The organism is Geomobilimonas luticola, from assembly GCF_018476905.1.
GTDB classification, from domain to species: Bacteria; Desulfobacterota; Desulfuromonadia; order Geobacterales; family Geobacteraceae; genus Geomobilimonas; species Geomobilimonas luticola.
Window position 1 is genome coordinate 357,698 of sequence record NZ_JAHCVK010000002.1, and the last position, 14,542, is coordinate 372,239.

18 protein-coding genes are annotated in these 14,542 nt (G+C 54.9%); 15 read left to right on the forward strand and 3 right to left on the reverse strand.

Features of this window, described 5'->3' with window-relative positions; all coding sequences use genetic code 11:
- Positions 1-9: 9 nt before the first annotated feature.
- The 3 genes from KI810_RS08300 to KI810_RS08310 all read right to left on the reverse strand — a co-directional run bounded on the left by KI810_RS08300 (position 10) and on the right by KI810_RS08310 (position 4,463).
- Positions 10-3,066 (reverse strand): PAS domain S-box protein, encoded by a 3,057-nt coding sequence (locus KI810_RS08300; RefSeq protein ID WP_214175038.1) that lies wholly within the window; start codon positions 3,064-3,066, stop codon positions 10-12.
- Between the two features lie 124 nt (positions 3,067-3,190).
- Positions 3,191-3,862 carry a DUF4919 domain-containing protein gene (locus KI810_RS08305; RefSeq protein ID WP_214175039.1) on the reverse strand — a complete coding sequence of 224 codons (672 nt, stop codon included), beginning with the start codon at positions 3,860-3,862 and terminating at the stop codon, positions 3,191-3,193.
- A 79-nt stretch (positions 3,863-3,941) separates the two neighbouring features.
- Positions 3,942-4,463, reverse strand: coding sequence for a hypothetical protein (locus tag KI810_RS08310; protein WP_214175040.1), 522 nt, complete (start codon positions 4,461-4,463; stop codon positions 3,942-3,944).
- Positions 4,464-5,019: 556 nt separating this feature from the next.
- Here KI810_RS08310 and KI810_RS08315 point away from each other — a divergent pair.
- The 15 genes from KI810_RS08315 (at position 5,020) to KI810_RS08385 (ending at position 14,505) form a co-directional block, all read left to right on the forward strand.
- Positions 5,020-5,475, forward strand: coding sequence for a hypothetical protein (locus tag KI810_RS08315; protein WP_214175041.1), 456 nt, complete (start codon positions 5,020-5,022; stop codon positions 5,473-5,475).
- A 217-nt stretch (positions 5,476-5,692) separates the two neighbouring features.
- A complete protein-coding gene (locus KI810_RS08320) occupies positions 5,693-7,435 on the forward strand; it encodes a vWA domain-containing protein (RefSeq protein WP_214175042.1) in 1,743 nt (580 codons plus the stop codon).
- On the forward strand, positions 7,435-7,941 hold the full coding sequence (locus KI810_RS08325) for a hypothetical protein (protein WP_214175043.1): 507 nt from the start codon (positions 7,435-7,437) through the stop codon (positions 7,939-7,941). The genes KI810_RS08320 and KI810_RS08325 overlap by 1 nt, the downstream gene beginning before the upstream one ends.
- 11 nt (positions 7,942-7,952) lie before the next feature.
- Positions 7,953-8,156: a hypothetical protein gene (locus KI810_RS08330; protein WP_214175044.1), complete on the forward strand. Its 204-nt coding sequence runs from the start codon at positions 7,953-7,955 to the stop codon at positions 8,154-8,156.
- A 71-nt stretch (positions 8,157-8,227) separates the two neighbouring features.
- Positions 8,228-8,476: a hypothetical protein gene (locus KI810_RS08335; RefSeq protein ID WP_214175045.1), complete on the forward strand. Its 249-nt coding sequence runs from the start codon at positions 8,228-8,230 to the stop codon at positions 8,474-8,476.
- A 16-nt stretch (positions 8,477-8,492) separates the two neighbouring features.
- The gene (locus tag KI810_RS08340) at positions 8,493-9,902 is read left to right on the forward strand and encodes a hypothetical protein (protein WP_214175046.1); all 1,410 of its coding nucleotides are present in this window, start codon (positions 8,493-8,495) and stop codon (positions 9,900-9,902) included.
- Complete coding sequence (locus KI810_RS08345; protein WP_214175047.1) at positions 9,877-10,359, forward strand: hypothetical protein; 483 nt, start codon at positions 9,877-9,879, stop codon at positions 10,357-10,359. Before KI810_RS08340 ends, KI810_RS08345 begins: the two co-directional genes overlap by 26 nt.
- Positions 10,360-10,410: 51 nt before the next feature.
- Positions 10,411-10,620, forward strand: a complete 210-nt coding sequence (locus tag KI810_RS08350) for a PLDc N-terminal domain-containing protein (protein WP_214175048.1) — start codon at positions 10,411-10,413, stop codon at positions 10,618-10,620.
- 13 nt (positions 10,621-10,633) lie between these two features.
- Entirely contained in the window at positions 10,634-11,152 is a 519-nt protein-coding gene (locus KI810_RS08355; RefSeq protein ID WP_214175049.1) for a BPTI/Kunitz-type proteinase inhibitor domain-containing protein, read from the forward strand.
- An 89-nt stretch (positions 11,153-11,241) separates the two neighbouring features.
- Positions 11,242-12,006: a tetratricopeptide repeat protein gene (locus KI810_RS08360; protein ID WP_214175050.1), complete on the forward strand. Its 765-nt coding sequence runs from the start codon at positions 11,242-11,244 to the stop codon at positions 12,004-12,006.
- A 50-nt stretch (positions 12,007-12,056) separates the two neighbouring features.
- Positions 12,057-12,368: a hypothetical protein gene (locus KI810_RS08365; protein ID WP_214175051.1), complete on the forward strand. Its 312-nt coding sequence runs from the start codon at positions 12,057-12,059 to the stop codon at positions 12,366-12,368.
- A gap of 32 nt (positions 12,369-12,400) precedes the next feature.
- Positions 12,401-12,973, forward strand: a complete 573-nt coding sequence (locus KI810_RS08370; RefSeq protein WP_214175052.1) for a hypothetical protein — start codon at positions 12,401-12,403, stop codon at positions 12,971-12,973.
- Positions 12,974-13,058: 85 nt separating this feature from the next.
- A complete protein-coding gene (locus tag KI810_RS08375) occupies positions 13,059-13,265 on the forward strand; it encodes a hypothetical protein (RefSeq protein ID WP_214175053.1) in 207 nt (68 codons plus the stop codon).
- Between the two features lie 97 nt (positions 13,266-13,362).
- On the forward strand, positions 13,363-13,698 hold the full coding sequence (locus KI810_RS08380) for a hypothetical protein (RefSeq protein WP_214175054.1): 336 nt from the start codon (positions 13,363-13,365) through the stop codon (positions 13,696-13,698).
- A gap of 33 nt (positions 13,699-13,731) precedes the next feature.
- Positions 13,732-14,505, forward strand: coding sequence for a tetratricopeptide repeat protein (locus tag KI810_RS08385; protein WP_214175055.1), 774 nt, complete (start codon positions 13,732-13,734; stop codon positions 14,503-14,505).
- Positions 14,506-14,542: the final 37 nt, after the last annotated feature.

Below are 14,542 nucleotides of genomic sequence, written 5' to 3' on the forward strand. Positions count from 1 at the left end.
GACATGGTCTTACAGGGCAAACCAGAAAGTCGCCCCCTTGTCCGGTTCACCTTCCGCCCAGATCCTGCCTCCATGGCGCCGGATGATCCGTTCCACCGTGGCGAGGCCGATGCCGTGCCCTTTGAATTCGCCGGCACCCGGGAGCCGCTGGAAGGGAAGGAAGAGCTTCTCCGCATCCGCCATATTGAAGCCGGTCCCGTTGTCACGGACAAAACAGGCTGCAGTTCCGTCGATGTCGATCACGCCGAGTTCGATTACTGCCTCCTCCCGGTTGGCAGTGTACTTCCAGGCGTTGCCGAAGAGGTTTTCCAGGACCACACGCAGCAGCTTCGCATCACCGTTGACCGAGATCCCGTCGGCTATTCGGAACGTGACCCTGCGGTCCGGGGCGGTCAACGTAAGTTCCGCGGCTACCGTATGTGCAATCGAGCTGAGATCGACCGTTTCCCGGTGCAACTCGCTGCGGGTAAGGCAGGAAAGCTTGAGCAGGGCGTCGATGAGTTCATTCATGCGGACAGCACCGCTCTGGACCTCCTGCAGATATCCGAGGCATTCTTCTTTCAGGTGGTCGCCGCACACCTCCCGGATGACCTGGCAGTAACCGCTGATGACCGTCAGGGGTTTGCGCAGGTCGTGGGAAACTGAATAGCTGAACGTCTCCATCTCCCGGTTGGCGTTCTCCAGTTCCATGGCCCGCGCCATCAGGTCGGTGTTCAGCTTTTCTATCTCTTCCTGCGCTCGCTTGCGGTCAGTCACGTCGGTCATGACGGCCAGCGAGCGGACGACCTCCCCTTCGTCGTTACGTTCGGCTATGGCGGAGAGGAGGACGTCCATGATCTCGCCGTTCTTTTTCACGAACCGGTACGCTATGTCTTTGCAGGAGCCGGTACGAAAAAATTCGGGCAGGACGACGTCTTCGGCGTACTGCCGGGATGCATCCGTCATGAATTCCGTGGTCTTCCGGCCGATCACTTCGCTTCTCTCGTAGCCGAGCGTGTCGAGCCAGTAATTGCTTACACTGACCAGCAGTCCGTCGTGATCAATGGAGTGGAGCATGACCGGCGTCTCATTGTAGAGGCTGCGATAACGCTCTTCGCTCCGGCGCAACTCCTCCTCCGCTTTTTTGCGGGCGGTAATGTCGTTCACCAGGCTCAAAAGGCATCGTTCTGCGCCGATTGAGATGATCTCCGCCGAATAGAGGCCGGTGATGATGGCGCCCGACTTGCTCCTGAAGCCGATCTCCTGGTTGCGCACCTTTTCTCCCTCCGCCAGCTTCCTGATAACCATTGCCCGCTCTTCCCTGTTTTCCCATATGTCCAGCCCCAGCGAACAACGGCCGATCACTTCGTCGCGCCGGTACTCCATCATGCGTTCGAAGGCTTCATTGACCTCCAGGTACTTCCCGTCTGCAAGGGTGGCGATGACGAGGGCGCTCGGCACGGCCTGGAAGGCCAGAGAAAATTTTTCTTTTTCTTCCCGCAGCGCCTCTTCGGCCCGCCGGTGCTGCATGAGACGCCACATCCCCTGCATGAGAAGCGTCAACTGGTGGACGTCGGTCTCATCATACTCCTCATCCTTGTTTCCGACCCCGGCGACGATCACGATCCGTTCACCGTCGAAAATCGGGGCGTTCATGTGGCGGCGGACCTCCACGTGCCCCGGTGGATACCCTTTCTTGCAGGGGTTGGGGGCTGTGTAGTCATTGGTGATGACCGGTCTGCGCTGCCGTACCGCTTCTCCCCAGAGTCCCGTGCCGGACAGCGGATATTCCCGTGGTTTGTCGGAAATGGCGCATTCCTGCATCGCCGCCCGCGACCAGGAGTACATGGTCAGAACTGATTCGTCGTCGTTGACGAATGCCAGGTAGCCTATCGTACTCCTGGTCAGCCGAACCGTTTCCTCCAGGGCCAGGTCCGCAATTTCCTTGAGTGACGAGGACGTCATCTCGTTCAGCCGCAGGAGGGTTTTGAGTCTGGATTCGTTGACGGTCTGCTGTGTCTCCAGTTCGCTGACCATCTGATTGAACGCCTGGGCCATAACGCCGATCTCGTCGCTGGAGTCGATTTCCAGAAGGTGGTGGTGACCGAAGTCCGCCGGCAGTGATTCCACGTGTCGGGTAAAGGTTGCGAGCGGCGCGGTGAGCCTTTTCATCAAGAGCCAGACGATTGCCAGAACGGCAATGGTGAGCACCAGTGTCGCCAGAAGGAAATAGTGCCGCGTGGTTTTCAGCGGGGCGTAGGCTTCGGCGGAGGGGTAGTTCGCCGCCAGTATCCACCCGGCGGTACGCAGGTGCCGGACCGACGAGATGACCCGTATTCCCTGGGAGCTTATGGTCTCTTCGCTTCCTTCGAATCCGGCAAGGGCCTTCTCGTAGAGGGGGGTTGCCCCCGGCGACATCCTGGTCAGGATTCTGTTCCTGTCGGGGTGGACAATGATGGTCCGGTCACGATCGGTCAGGTAGAAATAGCTGGCATCGCCGTACCGGGTGCGGGAAAGGTCCTGGAGGAAATTTCTCCCCCAGAGGTCGAAACTCCCGCCGAGGATCCCCGTCAGCCTCCCCTGGCGGTCGAAGACCGGTGCGGAGAGAAATATGGCGGGATGGCCGGGAGTGCGGGAGGAGGTGTAGGGTTTGGAAATGCAGGGTTTTCCGGTTGCTATCGTCTGCCGGAAATACTCCTGGGAGGTCAGGTCCAGCTCCCGCCTGCCGGGGAGAAAGGGGCTTTCCGCTATGAGCTTTCCGTCACGGGAGATGAGGAACAGACCGTTATCGAAGACGGAGAGGAGGAGGATGCGGGCATCGAGGAAGTGCTGAGCCCGGTCGCTGCTGCGAACTGTTTCCGGCGGCAGTTCTCGCGCCGCGGTTATGAGTGCATTGTGGGCCAGGGCCAGCTTGTCGTCGATGTTTGCCGCCAGGGAAGAAACCAGGGCATACTGCTGCCGGCTGATGGCCTTTCCCAGGGACTGTTCCTGGTAGTAAAGGGCTCCCCACGCCAGCAGGACGATCACCACCACGAACATGAGGGAAACCGCCAGAGCCATCTTGGTTTTCATGCTGAGGTCTTTCATGCCCCATCGACTCCGCGTGCGTCGGGATGTGTAAAGTATAATCCGGGTTGCGACAGTTGCACTAAAAATGAAACATCCGGGTCAAGGAGGAGCAGTTCATGCGGATGTCATTCTGGAGAACCGGCTAGTGAGGCGGTGTGCCCATCTGGCTTTTGAGCCATCTGAAGGGGAAATCAACGTTGAAATAGAGCTTTCTCTTTTCGCCGGTCTTTACCTTTTCTACCTCCAGTTCGTCGAATGTGAGTCCTTCTCTCTCCAGCCCCTTTTGAGCTACCGACCTGAAACCGTTCATTCTCAACAGGAAATACTCTTCACTGGTACTGATTACCACAAATGCCGATTCAGGTGCCTGTCCATCGCCCGATTCGTAAATCGAGTCCATGAGGCCTTTTAGCACGGTTGAATGAAAAACAGACTTTTCGGGATTCTTTAATTCCCGGTACCCGATCCGGCTGATGAAATGGGCATCCAGGTCCACATAGTTTTTTTCCAGCACCGCCTGGGCATGCTTGACGGCAGCGTCAAAATTTTCGCCGTTCAATGCCTCGAACATTGCGTCGCGCTCCCCATCGGGGGAGTAGGGGTTATACTCTTTTGTTTTCGTGAAGGAAAAACGCAAGCGTGCATAGTCAATCGAGGTGTCACCGCTCTTCAGCTGCTTGACGAGGGCATGATAATCCTTCACCGGTTCCGGCTTCTCGCCGCAAAACGCGGTCCCCTGGTGCAGCAGCATCATGAAACAGGAGAGCAGGAATGCTCTTCCCCAGGCAAGCGCACGCATCATCGGCAGTCCCATACGTCCTCCTCTGATTCTCTGGTTTGATTGAGCTACGAATTGAGCTTATGCGGCCGAAACGCTTCCCTCTGTGGATCTGTTACGGCAACTCGTGCCCGTTTGTTGCGATCGATGCTGTCGCGCGCTTTTTAATGGTGAACAGGGCGATCAGCAAGGCGAGTTCCGCCACACCGGCGACAACGAGTATGATCTTCATCGTTATGGGCGCCGCCCCGGGAAACGCCGGCATGATCATGGCAGCAACGAAGACGGCGATCGGGACGGCTAGAAGCAGCGTCACCAGCGTCGTACGCCGCCGGTCGCTTTTGTCTGGCGTCCTCCCCTTTGCAGGGGTAACCATCATTTTCTGAAAGCCTGCAATCACCCCCACGATGGGGATGGCGAGCACGACGACCATGCCCCAGAATGAGGCCATGGAATACGGCTGATACTGTTTCCCCTTGAGGAACAGGTAATAGCCGAGGGAGAGGAGCAGTGCTGAAAACAGGTAGAGGTACGGGAACCGGTCATAGACCATGAGGCCTGCCACATGCATGATCGAACCGGCGGCAAGGCAGAATGTGACGAGTGGCATGTGTCTGTTCGGCTCTGGCGCGGTCATATCAGCTCCTCCTTCACATCACTCAAAAGCAATTGTCGTTCCTCTTTGCCGGGTAATGGCGTGGAGAGCAAGATTCCAGTAACAAAAAACTGTTTTGAAACGGCCGCAGGCCTCATATGCAGAAGTTAACAAAGCCGGTACCATGGTATTCCCAAGCATATCGCTATCCGATGACTTAAGAAGAGCCTGACAGGCTGTTGGAGGTGTTAATTCCGTCAATTTTTTCGGGGCATTAAGTGAAATAACATGCTAGTTTGTCCTTTAGAAAGCCATATGGCGATTCATTAATTGTATGATAGTAATACTTTGTTACAATACCGCATCTGTCGTAAAAAACGTAATATTTTACTGAGTTATTGTGTCGGTATGAATAATGCTTCAGTTAATAAGTTTAGTTTAAGCAAGGGAGACACCCATGAAGTTGGCCAGTACCGTATGAAGGAAGTGCAGAAGAAAAAAGGGTGTGAAATGATGCTGGAGATGAAGGAAGGTCCGTAAGGGGAAAATAACCAGTTGCGAACCATGCGGTTAATCTGGCTTTTCGAAGGAGGCAGGTATGTTCAGGCGCTTGTGTTTAGTGACGCTACTGTTGTTGCTCTTTAGTTCGGTTACCGACGCACTTGCTTCGAGTGAAAGGCCAAGAATACCCGGCACGGGGCGACGGTCAAGTGAACAATCAACTGCGAAGATGTCCTGCACGGATATTTTGGGATCATGGAAAAATGACTCTTCAATGCGGGACTTTCTGGCAACACACGATTGCTCTTGCCCGAATGCCGAACGACCGCCAGTATGCCCGGAAAAAGGCAAAAGTGTAGCCGGTGAGAAAAGCTACAATTTTTACTGGAAAATCGATTTCACCACTACTTCGGGGAAACACTATATCACCGACGGCACTTATGTAGGCATTCACAGCACCTATGAAGAAGCAGTTAAAGCCTGCACTGACGATGCAAAAAGGGTCACGGAGATGGGGGACTCGATTCTGTCGCTTACCTGCACACCACAGTAGTAATGTGAGACGTGAATACCTTGTCGACATTGGAATCGCGGCACGCTGAGGTCAGGGAAAACGATTTAGCAGGAGATATTTTTTTCGATATGCGGGAACATTCCCCGATTCGACCCTGTCTAAGAAAGCAAATGACCGCAACCTGTTTGCGAATTCCCGATTGCCGGTGCACGGATGCTCCCCTGAACCGTTACCGCGCCATCACCAAGGAGACACCATGTACACGTTAAAGAGCCGATACGAAGGTGCCATGCGGAGCTTCATGTCCAGATGGTTTGCGGTATGCCTGCTGCTTGCGGCCTTTGTGCTTGCGGGGTGTACGGGGAGAGAGGCGGTAAAGGCCGAAGAGAAACCGTTCGTGCCCATAACGGAAATCCCCGCCCCAGCGCCCATCGCCTATGAAATGGATGCTTCCCGGCAGAAGTCAGCCACGATGGCAACGATGGTGCGGATGCCGATGACTCTGCCACAGCTGCAGCCTGCCAGCCCCGCCGATTACAACACCGAAGGGTATGACCGGGTCAACGAAAACGGGTTTCTTGAGGTACTCAAGAATCCGCTCTCCACTTTCTCCATCGATGTGGACACCGCCTCGTACACCAACGTGCGCCGCTTCATCAATGATGGCAGCCTTCCTCCGCCGGATGCCGTTCGCATCGAGGAGATGATCAACTATTTCACCTATGATTATCCCCAACCCTCGGGTGATGCTCCCTTCTCCTTTACCACCGAGGTGATGGCTGCCCCCTGGAAATCGGGCAACAGGCTCCTGCTCGTCGGGCTCCAGGGGGTAAGGATCCCCGTGAACAAGCTTCCCCCCGCCAACCTGGTCTTCCTCATCGACGTCTCCGGTTCCATGAGCGAGGAGAACAAGCTGCCGCTGCTGGTCAAGTCGTTCAAGCTGCTGGTCGGCCAGTTGCGCCAACAGGACCGGGTGGCCATTGTCGTGTACGCCGGTCAGGCCGGACTGGTCCTCCCCTCGACGAGTGGCAACGAGAAGCAGAAGATACTGGCGGCGCTCGACAGTTTGCGGGCCGGAGGGAGCACAGCCGGGGGACAGGGGATCCAGCTGGCCTACCAGGTTGCCAGGGAGAACTACCTGAAGGAGGGCAACAACCGGGTCATCCTGGCGACGGATGGCGACTTCAACGTGGGGGCTTCCAGCGATGCCGACATGGAGCGGTTGATCGAGGAACGGCGCAAGGACGGGGTGTTCCTCAGTGTACTCGGCTATGGCATGGGCAACTACAAGGACTCCAAGATGCAGAAGCTGGCCGATCGGGGGAACGGCAATTACGCCTATATCGACACCCTGCTGGAAGCAAAGAAAGTCCTGTTGTCCCAGTTCGGCGGGACAATGATGACCATCGCCAAGGATGTCAAGATGCAGGTGGAATTCAATCCGGCCAAGGTCAAATCCTACCGGTTGATCGGCTACGAGAAGCGGATGCTGAAGGCTGAGGATTTCGCCGACGACAAGAAGGACGCGGGGGAACTCGGTTCCGGCCACACGGTAACCGCCCTGTACGAAATCGTGCCCGCGGAAGGGGCAGCCGCGGACAAGCAGGAACTGACCTACCAGACAACCCAGGTGAAAGAGAGCGCCCTTGCGAGCGCTGAACTGGCAACCATCCGTTTCCGCTACAAAGAACCCCAGGAAGAGACCAGCCGTGAACTTGTGCGGAAAATCTCCGCCGTTTCGGAAAGCCTCAACAAGGCAAGCACGAATATCAGATTCGCGGCTGCCGTGGCGGAATGGGGTATGTTGCTGCGCAATTCGGAATACAAGGGGAGCGCAGGCTATGGCCAGATACTGGATCTTGCCCGCAAGGCGAAGGGCGCTGACGCCGAGGGGTATCGGGCCGAATTCATCAGGCTGGTGGAGATGGCGGAACTGATCGACGCCAGGACACAGACCCCTGGGGTAACGACCGACAAGGCAATCCCCACGATACGCTGATGTCGACGACAGATGCCATGACCCCAGAGATGACCACCCCATCGATTCTCCCGGATCGCCACTGTCTGCGCGAGCTTCTTCGCCCCTGGAAGCTCGCAACCTTTGGCGTCGGGATGTCCTGGCTCCTGTACGGGGCGGTGTGCTACGGCATATGTGACTGGGATGTCGGTGTCAGCTTGATCATGGGTGGAGTCACCTACGTTTTTGCTCCCTGGAGCGTGACGACGATTTATACCGCAATCCGCCTCAGACCACGTGGTTGGCCGTTGTACCTGGTGGTCGCATTCGTCCCGGCACTGTTTGCCGTAGACTGGGCATACTGGCTTTATCACAGTGTCATGGGAAACCGCATGCTGAGATGGGAGAACTTCAAGACATCCATGGCATTCTATTTTTTATGCGGGATACTCTGGTGCTTCCCGGGCTCTTTAAAGGAGCTGGTGTGCGAATTCAAAAAGTTTCAGTCGGATCATAAAGCGGGGCAAAATCGTAACGCGGAATTATGAGAGGACCACCGATGAGTTTCGAGTGGATGATACCGTATCTGTTGGTCGCGGTGATAGTATTCCTGGCCATGAAGATACCAGGCTGGATCGGCAAAAAACGTGGTGCCCAGCCTGCCTTTGTTCCCCATTACACGTATGTTATGGCGGGCGTTTTCTTGCTCTGCATTGTGATCTATGTGGTGGTGAAGTTCATATTCGTAGTGGTTCACCAATGATCTGAGTGGAAAACCGACACACAGCAGATGACTACCCCTATGATCATCGACAACCAGTGAGGGAGTGTTTTATGCGCAAGGGGAACTGTCCCAAGTGCAATTCGCAGAAAATTCTGCGCAACGTCCGGGTCATCGACCGCAATGGCGACTACCAGGACAAAAGCCTGTCCGTGCGCCTCGAGCGAAAACCAGGCGCATTGCTGTTCAAGGGTGCGGAAACCTTCGACCTCTCTGCCTGCATCTGCGGTGGTTGCGGATACACGGAGCTGTTTGTGGACAATCCGGCAGAACTGTGGCGGGCTGGGGAAAACTGCACATAATAAGAGGAGATGAACTATGGGCATGTTTGGAAGATGGCTGATCGTACTGTTGTTGGCGGGGTTGCTGATGGGCACGACATCCGTACGTGCCCTGGCTTCGCCGGATCCCCAATGTGCCTGCGCTTACTGCGACAGGCCGTGCGGCAGTGGCCATGCCCCGGGGTGCCAGTATTATTCCGGCGGAGGTGAGGGGGGCGGTGGAGGCGGCGGAGGCGGCGATATTACGAACGCCCCCATCGTTCTCGCCCCGGTCGGCTTCATCGGCGGCCTGTTCATGGGGGCGGGGTGGTACTTCGAGGAGATGGCGGGCAATTTTCCGAAAACCGGATTCCTGGACAGCTACGGCAACTACGTATCCATCAAACCCGCTGACGACAACAAAGCCTTCAACTTCGGCGCCAGGCTCGGTGGCCTTCCCTGGCTGGCTCTCTACCTGCCGTCCTGGCCCATCCGCGCCGGAATCGTCGCCATTGCCGATACCGCCAGCCGCCCCTCGCCACCCAAACCGGTCGATCCCAATATCGCCGTCTATGAGCTCATTGCAAAAAATTATGCGTTTCTGAACAAAACGACGGAACAGGAACTGAAAAAGGCCCAGGGCGACGTCGAGGCCGCCCTGATGCTTCGCACCAAATTTCTCGACAGGTTCATCAACGACAGTCCGGAGCTTCGCGACCTCCGGCAGAAAGAAGGGGTTGACGCTGCCCGTGCCAAGGCCCAAAAGCAGCTGGATGCCTGGAGTAAATCCCGGGACGAAAAGCAGAAGATATCCATGGCTGTTGTTAACCGCATGCAGGACAACTATGCTGTTATACGGGCCGCAAACGATGCGGTTGGGCCCATCGGTTCCTCGAGTGATCTGGGGCTGTACGGAACGGAAACACATATCAAGGAACTGCTGAAGGACAAGAGCCTTACGCAAGGCGTACAGGAGTCCCTGTTGCGGGGGGAGAAAATAACCGGCCTGCTGGGAAAGGCCAAGACAACATTCGACATCAGCAGCAATCTCAAAGGGATCTGGGACACCTATGCCAAAGCTGAGCGTGAGGGGAAAGATGCTGATCAGTGGTACAAAGAACGGGAAACCCGCGAACAGGTGTGGCGCCTGCGTATGAAACTGCTGACTATTCCCCTCTCCAGCACGGCAGGGGCGGCTGTTTCCGCTGCTGAAACCACGATGGATATCGCCCATGCGACGACTGCCGGTGTTCTCCTGGGCCGTCGGATCGATGCCGACCTGGCGCTTCTGGAAAAGCTCGAGACCGCCACGGTCTTCCAGGATGCCATGGCCGATGACTGGAAAAGAGTAACCATATCCGTCAAGGCTGCCGAGGAAATCGAAGGGGTCATACGTCAACGGAGCAATCAGTACAAAAAGATGCAAAAGGAGAATGAAACCCATGCAAGAAATCTTCGCAATCAATAAGCTGTTACGAAGAGGTATCTGCCTGTGTGTCATGGCTCTGTTCGTCGGCTGCGCAGGCACGTCACAGGTCGTGCAGGCTCCCGTCTTCTACGAGCAAGATTGTCAGTCCGCCATACGCTCCGGTACGCGGGCGTTGGCTGACTTCAGTCGCGAACAGGTGTCTGCGGCGAAAGACGTGCGGATCCCCGACTACGCAAAAGCCAGGGGTGATCTTGCCCGGGCATTGGTCTCGCTGCAACCGGAACGACAAAACCCCTCGAAACCGGTGTACGAACAGGCTGCCGTCTGTTTTGAAACGGCATTGGCCGCAATGGACCGTATTATCGTTGCCCAGGGCAAAGGGGATAAAAACGGTGCGGACATCGGCTGGGAAATGATGGATCAGTCTATCAAGTCTCTGTTGCTGGTACTGGACAGCCAGAAGGAATCCGCCGGCAAAGTAACGGTACGCCGGTGAGCAATCCAGCGTCCCGGCAATCCATAACGCCGGCTGCTCGGGAAGATGACTATGGGCCCCTATGAACTTCTGATCATCATCTGGCTGGTGCTCTGGCTGCTCGCCTTCGTCGATGTGGCGATAGCCAAATTCCCCCGTTGGTACTACCAGCTGATATGGTTGCTCGTCATTTTTCTCATTCCCGTCGGAAACATCATCTACCTGCTGTTCGGCTGTCGGCAGGTGACCCATGGCGGTTTGCGCCTCTTGCACCGCACTTGACAGGAGAGTCTCTATGAAGTGTCATTATGCCCCCATTCTTTCTCTGCTCATCTGTTCCCTTCTGCTCTCTTCCGTAATGTCGTATGGCGGGGAACTGCCGGAGAAATGCCGGCTGGTGCCGGTCAACGGCACCTGCAAGGCGATGATGGACAAATACTATTTCGACCAGAAGACCGGTCGGTGCACCGAGTACTTCTACGATGGCTGCGGGCAGGTCGTTCCCTTTGACACGATGGAGGAGTGCCGGGCCCTCTGCGAACCGCCCGCTCCTGCGGGGGAAGGGCCGAAAGCGCCCGTCGTCGAAAAGAGTTCCGGCCTGGCCCATGACCCGGTTGAGAACGACCCCCGCTACGCCGAGGTTTTTAAGAATATCGACGATGAGGTCAAAGCGCTGCTGGCCGACCATCCGCAACGGGGCGCCGAGGGATTCGTGAATATCTACTGGGGCACCAAGAAGAGGGTGCTCAAGGAGAAATACGGCATCGACTGGCGCTCGCCGGGAGAGCTGAACCCCCATGTGCTGTTCGACTGAAAGGGGAGGCTTTATGCGTACGAGGAAGATGACGTTCTTGATGCTGGGGGGATTGGCAATCGCTTTCCTGTGTGGGGAAGGGGTTGCCCTTGCGGCGGAACCGGTTTCCTCCGAGGCCACCAGATATTTCGTGCGCGGTAAGGCCGCGGCAGAAATGGCCCTCCACCGAGGATTACGCAGAGGCGGCCCGGGAACTGGAGAAAGCCAGGCAGCTTGCTCCCCAGTGGCCGGAGGTCTACTACAACCTCGGCCTGCTCCATGAGAAGGCCGGCAACTATGAAGGGGCGATCGAGAATTTCAGCGGCTATCTGCAGCTTGCCCCCGCTTCGCCCGAGGCGGCAAAAATTCAGGAGAATATTTACAGGCTGGAATACAAACGCGACAGGAGCGACCTCAAGGGGATATGGAAAACTGATGTAAATGAAACGACTGCTACCTGTAATCCGTCGTCATACCAGGTTATTAAAGGTGCGTGGCTAGGCAGTAGTGCTGTGATTGAAGATCTTGTTCTTGATTTCACAAAGAATCCGGATGGAGAAAGGGTGCGGGTCCTCAGCAGCAAGCATCGTTATGGACATTGGCTGCCCGATGGCCCGTTCGTGCCGGTGAAGAGGGAAGGGGAACGGGTGATGATCTATGGTGCCGTCATGCACGTCTGCTCCGACGTCGTTCAAAATGACCACTGCCCATGGAAAGGCACCTTTTCGCTCAATCATGTATCGGCGAATGTGCTTGAAGGAAAACTCGATGTGAAGGGAGCCGGCTGGCAACGGGTCAGTTGGACCAATCAAAAAGATGAGTATACCTCCTTCCAGTGTACGGGCAAGATCGTCCTCCGGCGTATGGACAAGTAGCAGGCACGTGGAAAAGACGGCTCCAGGCACCATGGGGGAAGCAACAAAACATGATACGGAAACTTTTCAGAATTCTTATGATTATTTCTGTCACGATTTTTCTCCTGATTGTCGTGATCAGTGGTGCAACCTGGTATCAAACCAAAAAGAGCCTGGCTCGCTACTGTCGCGAGACGACTGCCGGGACCTCGCTGGTGGATGCCCATGAAAAGGCGAGACAGTCCGGTTTCCATTTCCTGAACTATTCCTCCGCAGGCCACAAGGCCTATGTCACTGCTACTGGTGTCATGGGAAGATATATCTGTGAGATTGAACATGACGGGAAACGGGTCATCAAAACAAGGCTGAACTTCAACGATTAGAGGAAAGATGCCAGTCAAAGGTGACGATAAATATGAATAAATTACTCATAGTGCAGGTGACGGCAATATTTCTGGTGATATTCGGGGATACCTTGTCCTTTGGACAGCAAATCGTACCCGGGGAAGATGGATTCAAAAGCGTCTATGCTGTGATGACGTCGGGTGCTTATAGAAAAGAGAAGGTTAGCTGCAAACTCAGTGGCGATACATGGATACTTTCAGGACCGTTTTATGAATATAACACACTCAATGAATATCGAAATGTAAGGGGCAAACTGGAGGTCCGCAACATTGCATTCGAGTATGAACAAAGGGGTCTGTACCATCCTGAATTAAGGCCACCAATACTAAGGGAATGGGTGCCTGTCGAGGTTAACGGTAACGTCTATGGATACATGTATGTCTATTATGTGGACGTGTCGTCTGGCCATGTTGCCGAGATAGAAAATAAAATAAGAGGGGAGATCATATCGAGCAATCCACCCCGCGTAAAAGAAATCATAACGAGCTCAGCAAACCGGGCGATACGAATTCCTGGCGAGACAGGTCGCTTCACCGGTGGAGAAGGAAGGGCTGAATGTATCTTTGAATGGCGTTTGAAATGACTGCGGAGGCATTGGGAATGGGACTTTGCCGAGACAGCCTCTCTCTAAAGGAAAATCCAACCCTTGATATAAAGAGGATACGTGAATGAATAGAATTGTAATGGCATTGTCAATCGCAATTGTAATGCTGATGGTACTATCTCTGTCAGTTGGGAAGGCAAGCGCTGAAAATTGGATGTTATGGCAATATTCGGCAGGTTCGGACGACGGTGCCTATCTTGAGTACCCCAAAATATTAGGGGCATTCGATTCCTATGCAGCATGTAAAGACCATGAACAAGAATCTTTATGAGAAGTACTTCGTCCCTGAACGCGTCATTTCGATAGTGCAGGGTAAATCTTAAAACGTGCTTTTTTGATTGGGGAGCACTAAAAAAAGGAGGGAGCAGATGAAAACAGCCATCAGGACATTGTGCCTCATTGCCGTCGTTACCTTGCTAGGGGCCGCAGCCGTTATGGCCGAAGAGAACGGGCCCGCACCGGCCGAAAACTTACTATCCGTAGCTCCGGTATCCTGCGGCGATGCCAATGCCATCAGACCCTTCATCGTCGCAGCGGAAAGCAACCCCTGTCCCGGCAAGGTGTATTGCAATAATCCGAACAGCACGTGCGGCGAATACTGCTGCGAGTGGGGCTATTTCTATTCGACCAGTTGCGACTGCAAATGCTACAAGAGCAGCTCTGACGCAAGCGCTGCCTGCAGCAGCTACTTCAGGTGCAATTAGACTGGATTTGTCTGAAATTCCTGGAGGATTAGTATGCGGATAACGCTATGGATTCTTCTCGTATCGCTATGCTGTCTGACCTTAACGCCCCAACGTGTAAGCGCCCAGGTGGTGCCTGACGCGGCCCGCCGTCACATGGACCGCAGCCAGGCGGCCCTGGAGATGGCAAAGTCCCCTGCCGATCTAGAAGATGCGGTGAGGGAACTACAGAAAGCCGTGGAACTAGCCCCCGACTGGGCAGATCCGTACTATAGCCTGGGCATATTGCAGAACAGGCTTGAGCGGTTTGATGATGCGCTGAAAAACCTGGCGCGCTATCTTCAATTGGCTCCAAACGCCAGGAATGCCCAAGAGGTGAAGCAACTCATCAACAAGATCGAATACAGGAAGGAAAAAACAGAAAAGGACCGGAAGGACCCGAACAGTCTGGTCGGCACCTGGTGGGTCAATGGGGAGACCAACGAGGGGCCCGGACTTTTTTACCGGATCGAAATCAGGAATATCAATGGAAAAGTTATGGGTGGGTTGCGGGAGTTTTCGGTAACGGAGGAACAAAGGTTAAACTGTGGACCTCAGTTCGGTAATATTGAATGGGATGGCACATCTCTCGTTATCCCCGGTACATATTATTTCTACTGTGACAAATCCGTGCAACTGAACTGTTGCCCGGCGCCCGCACGCTTGTCTCTGACCATGGTCGCGAAAGACACACTCAAAGGAACACTTCGCATCGCGCCATACAAACATCGTGATGGTACTCGCAATCCTGAATGGACAGAAGAATTTGCGTGGAAACGTGTCAAGTGAGAATTCTATTCATATCTCACAACAGCAAAGGGGGGGA

What these genes read in the sequence shown, in the direction of transcription:
- KI810_RS08300 (WP_214175038.1), bottom strand. Translation starts at nt 3,066, where the DNA reads ATGAAAGACCTCAGCATGAAAACCAAGATGGCTCTGGCGGTTTCCCTC.
- KI810_RS08305 (WP_214175039.1), bottom strand. Translation starts at nt 3,862, where the DNA reads ATGGGACTGCCGATGATGCGTGCGCTTGCCTGGGGAAGAGCATTCCTG.
- KI810_RS08310 (WP_214175040.1), bottom strand. Translation starts at nt 4,463, where the DNA reads ATGACCGCGCCAGAGCCGAACAGACACATGCCACTCGTCACATTCTGC.
- KI810_RS08315 (WP_214175041.1), top strand. Translation starts at nt 5,020, where the DNA reads ATGTTCAGGCGCTTGTGTTTAGTGACGCTACTGTTGTTGCTCTTTAGT.
- KI810_RS08320 (WP_214175042.1), top strand. Translation starts at nt 5,693, where the DNA reads ATGTACACGTTAAAGAGCCGATACGAAGGTGCCATGCGGAGCTTCATG.
- KI810_RS08325 (WP_214175043.1), top strand. Translation starts at nt 7,435, where the DNA reads ATGTCGACGACAGATGCCATGACCCCAGAGATGACCACCCCATCGATT.
- KI810_RS08330 (WP_214175044.1), top strand. Translation starts at nt 7,953, where the DNA reads ATGAGTTTCGAGTGGATGATACCGTATCTGTTGGTCGCGGTGATAGTA.
- KI810_RS08335 (WP_214175045.1), top strand. Translation starts at nt 8,228, where the DNA reads ATGCGCAAGGGGAACTGTCCCAAGTGCAATTCGCAGAAAATTCTGCGC.
- KI810_RS08340 (WP_214175046.1), top strand. Translation starts at nt 8,493, where the DNA reads ATGGGCATGTTTGGAAGATGGCTGATCGTACTGTTGTTGGCGGGGTTG.
- KI810_RS08345 (WP_214175047.1), top strand. Translation starts at nt 9,877, where the DNA reads ATGCAAGAAATCTTCGCAATCAATAAGCTGTTACGAAGAGGTATCTGC.
- KI810_RS08350 (WP_214175048.1), top strand. Translation starts at nt 10,411, where the DNA reads ATGGGCCCCTATGAACTTCTGATCATCATCTGGCTGGTGCTCTGGCTG.
- KI810_RS08355 (WP_214175049.1), top strand. Translation starts at nt 10,634, where the DNA reads ATGAAGTGTCATTATGCCCCCATTCTTTCTCTGCTCATCTGTTCCCTT.
- KI810_RS08365 (WP_214175051.1), top strand. Translation starts at nt 12,057, where the DNA reads ATGATACGGAAACTTTTCAGAATTCTTATGATTATTTCTGTCACGATT.
- KI810_RS08370 (WP_214175052.1), top strand. Translation starts at nt 12,401, where the DNA reads ATGAATAAATTACTCATAGTGCAGGTGACGGCAATATTTCTGGTGATA.
- KI810_RS08375 (WP_214175053.1), top strand. Translation starts at nt 13,059, where the DNA reads ATGAATAGAATTGTAATGGCATTGTCAATCGCAATTGTAATGCTGATG.
- KI810_RS08380 (WP_214175054.1), top strand. Translation starts at nt 13,363, where the DNA reads ATGAAAACAGCCATCAGGACATTGTGCCTCATTGCCGTCGTTACCTTG.
- KI810_RS08385 (WP_214175055.1), top strand. Translation starts at nt 13,732, where the DNA reads ATGCGGATAACGCTATGGATTCTTCTCGTATCGCTATGCTGTCTGACC.